Genomic DNA, 12,512 nt, shown 5'->3' on the forward strand with positions numbered 1-12,512 from the left:
CCATCCGCGGGCACCCACGGCCGGGCACGAAAGGACCGCATGACCTCCTTCCAGCCCGCCGTCGTCCCCGGCGAGCCGCCGCCGGCCGACTCGGTGCGACCCCGGGACTCCACCGCGCAGGCGCCGACCTCGGTGGCCCGCCTCAACGACACGATCCGCGGATTCGTGCAGACCTGGGGCTCGGTGTGGGTCGAGGGCGAGATCACCGCGTGGAACCAGCGCGGCGGCAACGTGTTCGGTCGCCTCAAGGACCTCGTCACCGATGCGACGATCTCGTTCCGCGTCTGGTCGTCCACGCGGGACCGGCTGCCCGGCGACCTCAAGGTCGGCGACCACGTCATCACGTGCGTCAAGGCCGACTACTTCGTCAAGAACGGCGACTTCGGCTTCAGCGTCTCGGCGATGCGCCACGTCGGACTGGGCGACCAGCTCGAGCGGCTCGAGCGGCTCCGCGTGCAGCTGCGCGGCGAGGGGCTGTTCGACCCGTCGCGCAAGAAGGCGCTGCCCTTCCTGCCGCACCTCATCGGCCTCATCACCGGCGAGAACTCCGACGCCGAGAAGGACGTCCACCGCAACGCCGAGCTGCGTTGGCCGCAGGTGCGGTTCCGCACGAAGTACGCCGCGGTGCAGGGCGACCGATGCGTCCCCGAGACGATCGCCGCGCTGAAGGCGCTGGATGCCGCACCCGACGTCGACGTCATCATCATCGCGCGCGGCGGCGGCGATCCGCAGACCCTCCTCGGGTTCAGCGACGAGCGCCTCCTCCGCGCCGTGGCTGCCGCGTCCACCCCCGTCGTGAGCGCGATCGGCCACGAGAACGACCACCCCCTCCTCGACGACGTCGCGGACCTGAGGGCGTCGACCCCGACCGACGCCGCCAAACGGGTGGTGCCGGACGTCGCCGAGCAGCGCGCCCTCGTCGCCCAGCTGCGCGCACGGCTGACGACGCGCCTGACGCAGCGCATCGGCCACGACATCGCGCAGCTGGAGCAGCTGCGCTCCCGGCCCGCGCTGCGCTCGCCGGAGTCGCTGCTCACCTCGCGCGCGCACGAGGTGGAGCTGCTCGCCGCGCGCGGCCGGGAGCGGGTCGACCGGGCGGTGCAGGTCCACGAGCGGCGCACGGCCGAGCTGCGTGCGACGCTGCGCGCGCTCTCCCCCGCCTCCACCCTCGCTCGCGGGTACGCCATCGCACACCTCGCCGACGGTGTCATCGTGCGCGATGCCACGCAGGCTCCGGCATCGACTCCCGTCGTGGTCACCGTCGGACGCGGGTCGTTCGCTGCCCGCTCGGAGGGCGAGGTGGCCGAGGGCGCCTCCCCGGCCGGCGGCGAGCCGGGCGGGGCGTCCGCCGGCGACCCCCAGGGGTCCGGGGCCGTCCCCGCGCCGAACTAGACTGGGGGCCATGACCGAGTCGAGCGGCGCCCCCAGCGACGTCGCGACCCTCTCGTTCGAGCAGGCGCGTGACGAGCTCGTCCGCGTCGTCGCCGAACTCGAGCAGGGCGCACCGACCCTCGAGCACTCGCTCGCTCTGTGGGAGCGCGGCGAGGCCCTCGCGGCCCGCTGCGAGGAGTGGCTCCTCGGCGCCAAGCGCCGGCTGGAGGCCGCCCGTGCCACGGCCGACCCCGGCGTCCGCCGCACCGACGAGAACGGCGGCGCGTGATGGCACGCGAACCGCGGATCGTGGCGGAGCTCGGCCGTCCGGAGACCCCCGACGAGACGGCGGCGCGCAAGGCCGAGTCCTCCCGGGTCTACCGTTCGAGCCAGAACGTCCGCAACCTGGTCGCCGCGCTCCTGGTGACGCTGGGCGTCGTGGTGGTGATCATGTTCGCCGTCCCCCGGGGCACGCCGCCCGCGCGCGAGCCCATCGACGTCGCGGCGGTCGCCGAGCGCGTCTCGAGCTCCGAGGATCGCGTGGTCATCGCGCCCGAGCTGGCGGACGGATGGACGGTCAACAAGGCCGGCATCGAGGGCAGCGGCTCGGTGCGCGCGTTCACCGTGGTCTACGCCCCCTCGGGCGTCGACGACCGCGGATTCCTGCGCGTCGCCCAGGGCTTCGATGCCGATGAGTCGTGGCCGGCGCGCGTGCTCTCCGGCGCTGCCCCCCAGGACACCGTCACCATCGACGGAATCACGTGGGACCGCTACGAGCTCGACCCCGATCGCACCGGGAACATCTCGGTCGCGATCGCCACGGACGCAGGACCCGACACGGTGCTCATCTACGGCACCGCCCCCGACGACGCGCTCGAAGAGACGGCGCGCTCCGTGACCGATCAGATCACCGCACTGCGCGAGGAGGCCGAGTGACCGACCAGCTCACACCCGCGAAGGTCTGGCACGAGATGGAGAGGGGCAACGCGCGGTTCGTCGCCGGTGAGCCCCGGCATCCGCGTCAAGACGTCGACACCCGTCACACGCTCGCCGACGGCCAGCGTCCCCGGGCGGCGCTGTTCGGATGCTCCGACTCCCGGCTGGCCGCCGAGATCATCTTCGACAAGGGCCTGGGCGATCTCTTCGTGGTGCGCAACGCCGGACAGGTCATCTCCGACTCCGTCGTGGGCAGCCTCGAGTACGCGGTCGCCGTGCTCGAGGTGCCGCTGATCGTGGTGCTCGGACACGACGCGTGCGGCGCCGTGCGGGCCGCGATCGACAGCATCGACATGGATGCCGCCCCCCTGCCGCCTCACATCTGGCGGCTCATCTCGCCGATCGTCCCCGCGGTGCGGCGCGTGCAGCGCCAGACGGCCGTCGACGGCGTCGTTCCCGACACCATCGACGCCGAGGAGGTCGGACGCGAGCACCTGCGCGACACCGTCGCCGACCTGCTCCACTCCTCGGAGCTCATCAGCGAGGCCGTCGCAGAGGGCAGGCTCGCGATCGTCGGCGCCAACTACCGGCTCGCCGAGGGCACCGCGATTCCCGACGTCATGGTCGGCATCACGCAGCCGTCCTGAGCCCCCAGATCTCCCCACCCCCAGTACCGACACGTGAGGAACGACGACGTGACCGACACCGAGTACCGCATCGAGCACGACACCATGGGCGAGGTGCGCGTCCCCAAGAACGCGCTCTACGCTGCGCAGACGCAGCGCGCCGTCGAGAACTTCCCGATCTCGGGCGACCCGCTCGAGGCGGCGCAGATCGTCGCCCTCGCGCGCATCAAGAAGGCCGCCGCGCAGGCGAACAAGGAGCTGGGCACGCTGGACGGCGCGATCGCCGACGCGATCGCCGGCGCCGCCGACCGCATCATCGCCGGCGAGTTCGCGGATCAGTTCCCGATCGACGTCTACCAGACCGGCAGCGGCACGTCGTCGAACATGAACATGAACGAGGTCCTCGCGACCCTCGCGACGCAGTCGCTCGGGGCCACGGTGCACCCCAACGACCACGTCAACGCCTCGCAGTCGTCGAACGACGTCTTCCCCACGTCCGTGCACATCGCCGTGACGCAGGAGCTCATCGACGATCTCATCCCCGCGCTCGACCACCTCGCGGTCGCGCTGGAGGCGAAGGCCGAGGAGTGGAAGACCGTCGTGAAGTCGGGACGCACGCACCTCATGGATGCCACGCCCGTCACGCTGGGCCAGGAGTTCGGGGGCTACGCGCGCCAGATGCGTCTCGGCATCGAGCGTGTGCAGGCCGTCCTCCCCCGCGTCGCGGAGGTGCCGCTGGGCGGCACCGCGGTCGGCACCGGCATCAACACCCCGCTGGGCTTCCCGCAGCGGGTCATCGAACTGATCGTCGCCGACACCGAGCTTCCCATCACCGAGGCCAAGGACCACTTCGAGGCCCAGGCCAACCGTGACGGCCTGGTCGAGGCATCCGGCGCCCTGCGCACCATCGCCGTATCGCTCACCAAGATCAACAACGACCTGCGCTGGATGGGCTCCGGGCCGAACACGGGCCTCGGCGAGCTGCACATCCCCGACCTGCAGCCCGGCTCGTCGATCATGCCGGGCAAGGTCAACCCCGTCGTGCCCGAGGCGACGCTCATGGTCTGCGCGCGCGTCATCGGCAACGACGCCACCGTCGCCTGGGCGGGCGCGTCCGGTTCCTTCGAGCTCAACGTGGCGATCCCCGTCATGGGCACCGCGGTGCTCGAGTCGATCGAGCTGCTCGCCAACGCTTCGCGACTGCTCGCCGACCGGACGATCTCCGGACTCCGGGCTGATGTCGAGCGCGCCGCGGCCTATGCCGGCATGTCGCCCTCGATCGTCACGCCGCTGAACAAGCTCATCGGATACGAAGCCGCCGCGAAGATCGCCAAGCACTCCGTCGCCAAGGGGATCACCGTGCGCGAGGCGGTCATCGACCTCGGCTACGTGGAGCGCGGCGAGCTCACCATCGAGCAGCTCGACGAGAAGCTGGACCTGCTGTCGATGACGCACCCGGGCTGAGCCGGCCTCCCGTGCCGGATGACGTGCCAGGGCGGGATAATCAGGGCATGGCCCGCACGCCTCGCCCGATCCCCGCGCGCGTCAGGATCCTCGCAGCGATCCTCGCGGTCGCGTGCGTGGGCCTGGCGATCGTGGGCAGCGTGACGTTCCTGGTGCAACGGGAGCAGGCGATCTCCGGCGTGAACGAACGGCTGCGGACGCAGGTGGCCGCCCTGACCACGCTGGCCGAGGACTCCGGCGCCTCCGGGGCGTCCGGCGGCGCCTCGGCGGCCGCGGAACAGCTCGACCCCGACGACTACGAGACCGTCGACGACTACCTCTACGCCGTCGTGGCCCGGCTCGTGCCGGCGCGCAACGAGGCGTCGCTGGCACTCCTGGACGGCGCCCCGCGCTGGGTTCCGTCGACGTTCTCGGGCTTCCGCATCGCGGACGATCAGGAGTTCATCGATCGCGTCGTCGCCGAGACCAGCGGCGGCGAGACGAAGCGCGGCACGGCGGTCACCGACGAGCGCTCGATCCGGTACATCGCGATCCCCGTCTCGATGCCCGGAGACCCCCGGCAGGGCCTCTACGTGCGCGCGGTCGACCTCGGGGCGGAGCTGCAGCCGGTGACCACGGCCATGGCGACCTACGTGATCGCGGCGGTCGCGGTGCTCGGCGCGATCGGCATCGTGGGGTGGTTCGTGACGGGGCGCCTGCTGTCGCCGATCCGCCACCTGCGTGACACCGCCGACGCGATCTCGATCAGCGACCTGTCACTGCGGCTGGAGCCCCAGGGCAACGACGACATCGCCGACCTCTCCCGCACCGTCAACTCCATGCTCGACCGGCTCGAGGGCTCGGTGGACGGACAGCGTCAGCTTCTGGACGACGTGCGGCATGAGCTCAAGACGCCGATCACGATCGTCCGCGGGCACCTGGAGCTCATGGATCCCACGGACGCCGGCGACGTCGCGGCCGCGCGGGAGATCGGCATCGCCGAGCTCGATCGGCTGGCCCGCCTGGTGGAGGACATCGACGTGCTGGCGGCGGCCGAGGCCGAGTCCTACACGCTCGCCGAGGTCGACCTCGGTGCGTTGACGGCTCGCGTCGGTGAGCTGGTGGCGGTGATCCCCGGCCACACCTGGCGCGTCGAGGCGATCGCCGAGGGCATCACCGTCGGCGATCAGGACCGCCTGCTCCAGGCCTGGCTGCAGCTCGCCGACAACGCCGCGAAGTACACGCCCGCCGGCAGCCCCATCGAGATCGGCAGCGCGCACGACGCCACCGGCGCCAGCCTGTGGGTGCGCGATCACGGGCCCGGCATCCCCGCAGCCTCGCGGACGCGGATCTTCCAGCGGTTCAACCGCGCGCACGTCAAGCGCTCCGTGGGAGGATCGGGGCTCGGACTCGCGATCGTCGACGCGATCGCCAAGGGCCACGGCGGGCACTGCTCGGTGACCGACACCCGCGGGGGCGGCGCCACCTTCACGATCCACCTGCCTCCGACGGAGGTCGATCTTCCGGCGCCCGTGCGCGCGGGGGATGTCGTTCTGCAACGGGAGGCATCGGGATGACGAAGATCCTCATCATCGAGGACGAGCCGCGGATCGCCGCGTTCGTCAGTCGCGGCCTGGAATCCGCGGGGTACGAGACGCTCGTGGTCGAGGACGGCCCGGAGGGCCTTGAGGCGGCGCTCCGCGGCGACGGCGACCTCGTGCTGCTGGATGTCGGCCTGCCGACGATGGACGGGTTCGAGGTGCTGCGAGAGCTTCGCGCCCGCGGCTCGGCGGTCCCCGTGATCATGCTCACCGCGCGGTCGAGCACGCGCGACACGGTGGCCGGTCTGGATGCCGGCGCGAACGACTACGTGCCCAAGCCGTTCACGTTCGAAGAGCTCCTCGCCCGCGTCCGCTCGCGCCTGCGCGAGAGCGTCCCGCAGCCCGGCGTGTCGATCTCGCGCGGCGACGTCACGCTGGACATCCTGGCGCGACGCGCCACGGTGGCAGGGCGCGAGGTGGACCTCTCGGCCCGCGAGTTCGCCCTGGCCGAGCAGTTCCTGCGCAACCCGGGCCGAGTGCTCAGTCGCGAGCAGCTGCTCAGCCGGGTGTGGGGGCTGGACTTCGACCCGGGCTCGAACGTCGTCGACGTGTACGTGCGCTACCTGCGCGGAAAGCTCGGCTCGGACCACATCGTCACGGTCCGAGGCGCGGGCTACCGCTGGGAGTGAATCGCACACGCGGGCACGAAGAAGCCCCCGGTGCTGGGGGACACCGGGGGCTGTGAAAGGCCGGACTGGGGGATCCGGCCATCATCAGTCGCGCTTGTCTGGGGGATTGCGCGACTGGCCCTTCTTCGCGTCGGGATCGGCGTCACCGCCGTGCCCGACGTTCGAGCCCGCGTGTGCGGGACGCTGTGCGTGGGAGGGGTCCTCAGCCTCTCCGACGTCATGGGTTGCGCTCGACGGCTGCGGAGCCGGTGCCATGCGTCGCTCGGCCTCCGAACCGACGAGCTGCTGCTGGTCGCTGCCGGAGTCGCCCGGTGCGGGCGCGTCGGGGCCCTGACCCTTCTCTGCGGTCTGCTCGCGTTCCAGGCGCGCCACCAGCGCGTCGATGCGCCCGGCGGACCAGCCCTGGGCTGTCGCCCACGCGCGGACGGCGTCCCACGAGCCCGAGGTCTTCCCGGTCGCGACGACCGACTCGAGGTCGTCCGCGGGCGCCGGGACGGCGGCATCCGGAATCGAGACGGTCGCCGCAGGACCGGCATCCGCGCGGTCCACGACCACCGGGGCCGGGGCCTCGACGATCTCGGCCCGCGGCGGGGCGGTCGCGTCCGGCGCCGCCGTGGGTGCGGTGTCAGGCGTGGGCCGGGGTGCCGGCGGCGTGGCCGTGGTCGGCGATGCGGCGGCGGGCACGAGGATGCGGCCGGCCGTGACGGTGGCACCCGGGGAATCCTGCAGCGCAGCGGTGTTGGTCAGCGCGACGGCGGTCACCACGGCGACGCTCGCTGCGACAGCGGTCAGACCGCCGATCACGAGCCCCGTGCGTCCGTCCACGTCGTTGTCCTGCCTTCCGTGCGCGAGCGGCGTCCATGTCCGCCTTCCATCGTCGCAGACGGGCCGACGCGGGAGCGCCGAGCGGCATGAGACTCTTCTCATCCTCACCGCGGATGACGGCGCGGACCGTCGGCCGGCCACCGGGGGCGGGATGCGCATCCCGCCCCTGGTGTTCCGACGGCTCGATCTTGCGCCCGCTCAGGCGAGCTCGCCGGCCTCCAACAGGTCCGTGACCAGCGCCGCGATCGCCGAGCGCTCCGAGCGGACGAGCGTCACGTGGCCGAAGAGCGCGTGCCCCTTGAGCGTCTCGATGACCGACGCGACGCCGTCGTGACGGCCCACGCGCAGATTGTCACGCTGCCCGACGTCGTGCGTGAGCACGACGCGCGAGTTCTGCCCGATGCGGCTCAGGACCGTCAGCAGCACGTTGCGCTCGAGCGACTGCGCCTCGTCCACGATCACGAACGCGTCGTGGAGGGAGCGCCCGCGGATGTGGGTCAGCGGCAGCACCTCCAGAAGCCCGCGCTCGATGACCTCGTCGAGCACATTGGCCGACACGACGGATCCGAGGGTGTCGAACACCGCCTGACCCCAGGGGTTCATCTTCTCCTGCTGATCCCCCGGAAGGTAGCCGAGCTCCTGGCCGCCGACGGCGAACAGCGGCCGGAAGACGATGATCTTGCGCTGCTGCTGGCGCTCGAGCACCGCCTCGAGGGCGGCGCACAGCGCGATCGCGGACTTGCCGGTTCCTGCCCGTCCGCCCAGCGACACGATGCCGACCTCGGGGTCGAGCAGAAGGTCGATGGCGATGCGCTGCTCCGCCGAGCGACCGTGGAGCCCGAAGACCTCGCGGTCGCCGCGGACCAGCCGGTACTCGCCGTCACCGACGACCCGGCCCAGGGCGGACCCGCGCTCGGAGTGGATGATGAGTCCCGTGTTCACCGGCAGACCGCGCACCTCTTCGCTGGCGGCCACCTCGCTCTCGTACAGGTCGGAGATGTCATCGCCCGACACGTCGAGGTCGCAGATGCCCGTCCACCCGGAGTCGACCGCCTGCTCGGCGAGGTACTCCTCGGCGGTGATGCCGAGCGACGCCGCTTTGACGCGCATCGGGAGGTCCTTCGAGACGACGGTGACCTCCTGCCCGTCCTGGGCGAGGTTCATCGCGACGGCGAGGATGCGGCTGTCGTTGTCGCCGAGGCGCATTCCGGACGGCAGCACCGAGGCGTCGGTGTTGTTCAGCTCGACGCGGAGGGTGCCGCCGGTGCCCACCGGGACCGGGAAGTCGAGGCGTCCGTGCTCGACGCGCAGCTCGTCGAGATGGCGCAGGGCCTGCCGGGCGAAGTATCCGATCTCGGGGTCGTGCCGCTTCCCCTCGAGCTCCGTGACCACCACGACGGGGATCACGACGCTGTGTTCGGCGAACCGGAAGAACGCCCGAGGATCGCTCAGCAGCACGGAGGTGTCCAGAACGTAGGTGCGCAGATCCTGATCGGATCCGGCGACCTGCCCGAGGTCCTGACGGCGCTGCTCGTGTGGTGCTCGTGTGGTCACAACCCACTCCCGCCCCGGGTGGTTCACCCGGCAGTTACGAGTCGACCAGGGGTCACGAGTCGCGATCCGTGAGGCCGACTCGACCGGGCTCCTTGCCCGATGCGATCACGCTACGACTCCCCTGCGACACCGGCCCGCCCCGACACGCCCGAATCTCGTGACGTCTCGGTGAACGGATGCCGCAGCGTCCGCACCGGGCAGGCGGTCACCAGACGCGTGCCGACGAGAACGCGGCCAGTGCGTCGCCGAACAGCCGCAGTGTGTCGGCGCCGGTGCCGACGTGGGGCGACACGCGGATCCGCCCGCCGCGGGCCGTCACGGTGAGGCCGTGGTTGGCGAGGGATGCCGCCAGCGCCGCGGCGTCCCGCGGCTCCGGCTCCAGCGTCACGATGCCGGCCCGGCGCCCGGGATCGCGGGGGGTGACCACGGGGATCCCGTAGCGGTCGGCGAAGAACATGACGTCGGCGGCTCGATCCGCCAGCACCGACTCGATGCTGCGGACTCCGGCATCGGCGATCTCGCGCAGCGCCGTCGCGAGTCGGGCGGCGGCCAGCGTGTCGGGGCCGGAGACCGAGAAGGCCTGGGCTGAGGCCGACGGCGCGGGCACCGTGTCGAGCGGGAGGTCGCCGTCGACGCCGCGGAAACCGGAGAGCACCGGCGCGATGCGCGCCAGCGCTCGCTCGCCGAACCAGGCGAACCCGGTGCCGCGGCCGGCGCGGAGCCACTTGTAGCCGTGGCCGCACACGACGTCGGCCGCGGCGTAGTCGGCCTCTATAGTGCCGAAGCCCTGGACGGCGTCGACGATGAGGAGGCGATCGCCGATCACCTCGCGCAGCGCCGTCAGGTCGGTGCGGTAGCCGGTGCGGAAGTCGACGAGGCTCACCGCGACGGCGCGCGTCTCGTCGGTGACCGCCGACCGGACGGCATCGGGCGACATGAACCCTCCGACGGGATCGACCCACTGCAGCTGCAGCGAGCCCAGCGCGTCGGACGCCCGGGCCGCCGCCACCGTGAGGCTCGGGAACTCCGCCCGGCTGAGCAGGAGTCCCCCTGCCAGACCGTAGACGGCGTGCATGAGGCCGTACGTGGTGGACGGCTGCAGCACCACCTGGTCGGCCTGGGCGCCGAGGAGCTCCGCGACCAGCTCGCGGGCCTCCCGGACGTGGTCCGCGACGAGCTGGATGCTCGTGCGGCGGCCGGTGCCCAGCAGCTCGGTGTCGCCCTGCGCCTCGCTGCGCACCGCCGGCGACAGCGGGCCGAACGCCGCCCAGTCCAGGTAGCCGGGTTCGGCGTCGAACGACGCCAGGTAGGGGTCCAGGTCGGTCACGCGGATCATTCTGGCAGAGCGCCGGCGCACAGCCCCCCGCACCCGCCTGTGCGCGAAACGGCGCCGCGGATCCGCTTCGGTTCAGCCGCCGTAGCGGCGGTCCCGCGAGCCGAAGTCACGGATCGCGCGGAGGAAGTCGACCTCGCGCAGATCGGGCCCCAGTGCCTCGACGAAGTAAAACTCCGAATGGGCGGACTGCCACAGCAGGAAGTCGCTCAGGCGCTGCTCCCCCGAGGTGCGGATCACGAGGTCGGGGTCGGGCTGGCCGCCGGTGTACAGGTGCTCCCCGATCTGCTCGGGGGTGAGGCTCGCGGCCAGCTGCTCGAGCGAGCCGCCCTCCTGGTCGTGCTTGGCGATGATGCTGCGGACCGCGTCGACGATCTCGCCCCGCCCGCCGTAGCCGACCGCGAGGTTCACGTGCATGCCTGCGTTGCCGCGCGTGCGCGCCTCCACATCGGCCAGCACGCGCGCGAGGTCCTCGGGGAGCGCGTCGGCGCGACCGACGTGCTTCACCCGCCAGTCGCGTTCGTGCGAGAGCTCGTCGGCGAGTTCGGCGATGATCTCGATGAGGTCGGACAGCTCGCGCGAGTCGCGCTTGCGGAGATTGTCGTTGGAGAGCAGGTAGAGCGAGACGACGCGGATGCCGACGTCGTCGCACCAGCGCAGGAACTCCTTCATCTTCGCCGCACCGGCACGGTGGCCGTGCGCGGCGGAGTCGTAGCCGAGCTGCTTGGCCCACCGGCGGTTCCCGTCGATCATCATCGCGAGGTGATGCGGCACGGACGCGGGGTCCAGCCGCCGGCGCAGGCGGTTGATGTAGAGGCGGTAGAGAGGTCCTCTGCCTTCGTTCGTCGAACCGCGCGCCACACGCCTACGCTACCCCGCGGGCGGGCCCGACCCTAGCGCGCGGCCGGGTACCGGCATCCGCGTCCCGGCGTGTGCCGTCGACGGCATGCGTCGCCGTCTACCCTGGGAGGATGAGCCGTCGCCGCCGCCTCACCGAGGCCCCTGACGTCCCGTCGCTGCCGCTCATGGACGCCGCGTCCGTCGATGCCGCCGCACCCGAGATCCGGCCCACGTGGCGGGGCTGGGTCCACGCCGGCACGTTCCCCGTCGCGATCGTCGCCGGCATCGTGCTGATCACCGTCGCACAGGGCGCCCCCGCCAAGTGGGCCTCGGCGGTGTTCATGGCCACGTCGCTGCTGCTGTTCGGCAACTCGGCCCTCTATCACCGCTTCGACTGGAAGCCCCGGACGAAGGCGATCCTCAAGCGGATCGACCACGCCAACATCCTGCTGCTGATCGCGGGCACCTACACTCCGATCGCCACGCTCGCCCTGCCGCCCGAGAAGGGCGTTCTCCTGCTCACCCTGGTGTGGGCCGGAGCGCTCCTGGGCATCCTGTTCCGCGTCTTCTGGCTCCACGCCCCGCGATGGCTGTACGTCGCGCTCTACCTGGTGCTCGGGTGGGCGGCCGTCATGTACCTCGTGGACCTCTTCGAGGCCAATGCCGCCATGATGATCCTCGTGGCGGTGGGCGGCGTGCTGTACACCGTCGGCGCCGTCGTGTACGCCATGAAGCGGCCGAACCCGTGGCCCGGCCACTTCGGCTTCCACGAGATCTTCCACGTCTGCACGGTGCTGGCGTTCCTGTGCCACTGGACCGCGGCGCTGCTCATCGCCCTGGATCCGCTGTCGCCCTCGCTGGGCGTCCCGGCCTGACGGCGATGACGGATGCCGCGGCTCGCGGCATCCGATCGCTCCCCCGTCGCGCGGGTCAGGCCTTCGGCGGGGCGGTGCCGTCGGGCTCGTCACCGGTGCGGTCGTCTCCGGCCGCGCCGGCGTCCTCGTCGTCCGTCCTCGTCGCGGCGGCGGCGCGCTGCGACTGCTCCTTCGCGTCGAGCTCCTCCTGGATGTCGGCGCGCACGCGCCCGCGGCGGATGCGGCGCATCATGTCCCAGACCAGGAAGATGACCGCCACGGCGACCAGCGCCGTGATGACGAATCCCCAGACCCCGGGGGTGACGAGGTCGGGGTCGACGTCCGCCGTCGGGGTCGGCGCGGGGGTCGTCGCAGCGCTGACGAGGGCGGCGAGCGCGTGATGCATGGGTGTCCTCGCTTGCCCGCGAGGCGGGCGGTGTCGTCGGGGATGCGCGCGAGCGCATAGCCTGGAGTTCCCAGCCTAATCTTCGCAGGGCGAC

13 protein-coding genes are annotated in these 12,512 nt (G+C 71.9%); 8 read left to right on the top strand and 5 right to left on the bottom strand.

The annotated features are described in order from the left end of the window. The first annotated feature begins 39 nt into the window (after window positions 1-39). From xseA to V6R91_RS18740, 7 genes are read left to right on the top strand one after another with little or no spacing between them, the layout of a single operon-like run. A complete protein-coding gene (gene xseA / locus V6R91_RS18710; RefSeq protein WP_336396427.1) occupies window positions 40-1,392 on the top strand; it encodes an exodeoxyribonuclease VII large subunit in 1,353 nt (450 codons plus the stop codon). A gap of 10 nt (window positions 1,393-1,402) precedes the next feature. Further along, window positions 1,403-1,660: an exodeoxyribonuclease VII small subunit gene (locus V6R91_RS18715; protein ID WP_336396428.1), complete on the top strand. Its 258-nt coding sequence runs from the start codon at window positions 1,403-1,405 to the stop codon at window positions 1,658-1,660. After that, window positions 1,660-2,307: a DUF4245 family protein gene (locus V6R91_RS18720; RefSeq protein WP_336396429.1), complete on the top strand. Its 648-nt coding sequence runs from the start codon at window positions 1,660-1,662 to the stop codon at window positions 2,305-2,307. The genes V6R91_RS18715 and V6R91_RS18720 overlap by 1 nt, the downstream gene beginning before the upstream one ends. Window positions 2,308-2,342: 35 nt before the next feature. After that, a complete protein-coding gene (locus V6R91_RS18725) occupies window positions 2,343-2,954 on the top strand; it encodes a carbonic anhydrase (RefSeq protein WP_378882122.1) in 612 nt (203 codons plus the stop codon). A gap of 48 nt (window positions 2,955-3,002) precedes the next feature. After that, entirely contained in the window at window positions 3,003-4,397 is a 1,395-nt protein-coding gene (locus tag V6R91_RS18730) for a class II fumarate hydratase (RefSeq protein WP_336396431.1), read from the top strand. Between the two features lie 47 nt (window positions 4,398-4,444). Continuing rightward, window positions 4,445-5,953, top strand: a complete 1,509-nt coding sequence (locus V6R91_RS18735) for a sensor histidine kinase (protein ID WP_336396432.1) — start codon at window positions 4,445-4,447, stop codon at window positions 5,951-5,953. After that, complete coding sequence (locus V6R91_RS18740; RefSeq protein WP_336396433.1) at window positions 5,950-6,606, top strand: response regulator transcription factor; 657 nt, start codon at window positions 5,950-5,952, stop codon at window positions 6,604-6,606. Before V6R91_RS18735 ends, V6R91_RS18740 begins: the two co-directional genes overlap by 4 nt. A gap of 84 nt (window positions 6,607-6,690) precedes the next feature. Here the strand turns inward: V6R91_RS18740 and V6R91_RS18745 are convergent, their stop codons facing one another. From V6R91_RS18745 to V6R91_RS18760, 4 genes are all read right to left on the bottom strand, one after another. After that, window positions 6,691-7,431 (bottom strand): hypothetical protein, encoded by a 741-nt coding sequence (locus tag V6R91_RS18745; protein ID WP_336396434.1) that lies wholly within the window; start codon window positions 7,429-7,431, stop codon window positions 6,691-6,693. Between the two features lie 198 nt (window positions 7,432-7,629). Beyond that, the gene (locus V6R91_RS18750; RefSeq protein WP_336396435.1) at window positions 7,630-8,985 is read right to left on the bottom strand and encodes a PhoH family protein; all 1,356 of its coding nucleotides are present in this window, start codon (window positions 8,983-8,985) and stop codon (window positions 7,630-7,632) included. Between the two features lie 205 nt (window positions 8,986-9,190). Next, window positions 9,191-10,312: an aminotransferase class V-fold PLP-dependent enzyme gene (locus V6R91_RS18755; protein ID WP_442928154.1), complete on the bottom strand. Its 1,122-nt coding sequence runs from the start codon at window positions 10,310-10,312 to the stop codon at window positions 9,191-9,193. Window positions 10,313-10,393: 81 nt separating this feature from the next. Continuing rightward, complete coding sequence (locus tag V6R91_RS18760) at window positions 10,394-11,179, bottom strand: isoprenyl transferase (protein WP_336396437.1); 786 nt, start codon at window positions 11,177-11,179, stop codon at window positions 10,394-10,396. 110 nt (window positions 11,180-11,289) lie between these two features. On the opposite strand from V6R91_RS18760, the gene trhA reads away from it, so the two are divergent. Further along, window positions 11,290-12,033, top strand: coding sequence for a PAQR family membrane homeostasis protein TrhA (gene trhA, locus V6R91_RS18765; RefSeq protein ID WP_336396438.1), 744 nt, complete (start codon window positions 11,290-11,292; stop codon window positions 12,031-12,033). A gap of 55 nt (window positions 12,034-12,088) precedes the next feature. Here trhA and V6R91_RS18770 read toward each other — a convergent pair whose 3' ends face one another. Beyond that, window positions 12,089-12,418, bottom strand: coding sequence for a hypothetical protein (locus V6R91_RS18770; protein WP_336396439.1), 330 nt, complete (start codon window positions 12,416-12,418; stop codon window positions 12,089-12,091). Between the last annotated feature and the right edge of the window lie 94 nt (window positions 12,419-12,512).

This window comes from Microbacterium sp. CCNWLW41 (assembly GCF_037083505.1).

What these genes read in the sequence shown, in the direction of transcription:
- V6R91_RS18740 (WP_336396433.1), top strand. Translation starts at nt 5,950, where the DNA reads ATGACGAAGATCCTCATCATCGAGGACGAGCCGCGGATCGCCGCGTTC.
- V6R91_RS18715 (WP_336396428.1), top strand. Translation starts at nt 1,403, where the DNA reads ATGACCGAGTCGAGCGGCGCCCCCAGCGACGTCGCGACCCTCTCGTTC.
- V6R91_RS18725 (WP_378882122.1), top strand. Translation starts at nt 2,343, where the DNA reads ATGGAGAGGGGCAACGCGCGGTTCGTCGCCGGTGAGCCCCGGCATCCG.
- xseA (WP_336396427.1), top strand. Translation starts at nt 40, where the DNA reads ATGACCTCCTTCCAGCCCGCCGTCGTCCCCGGCGAGCCGCCGCCGGCC.
- V6R91_RS18720 (WP_336396429.1), top strand. Translation starts at nt 1,660, where the DNA reads ATGGCACGCGAACCGCGGATCGTGGCGGAGCTCGGCCGTCCGGAGACC.
- trhA (WP_336396438.1), top strand. Translation starts at nt 11,290, where the DNA reads ATGAGCCGTCGCCGCCGCCTCACCGAGGCCCCTGACGTCCCGTCGCTG.
- V6R91_RS18735 (WP_336396432.1), top strand. Translation starts at nt 4,445, where the DNA reads ATGGCCCGCACGCCTCGCCCGATCCCCGCGCGCGTCAGGATCCTCGCA.
- V6R91_RS18770 (WP_336396439.1), bottom strand. Translation starts at nt 12,418, where the DNA reads ATGCATCACGCGCTCGCCGCCCTCGTCAGCGCTGCGACGACCCCCGCG.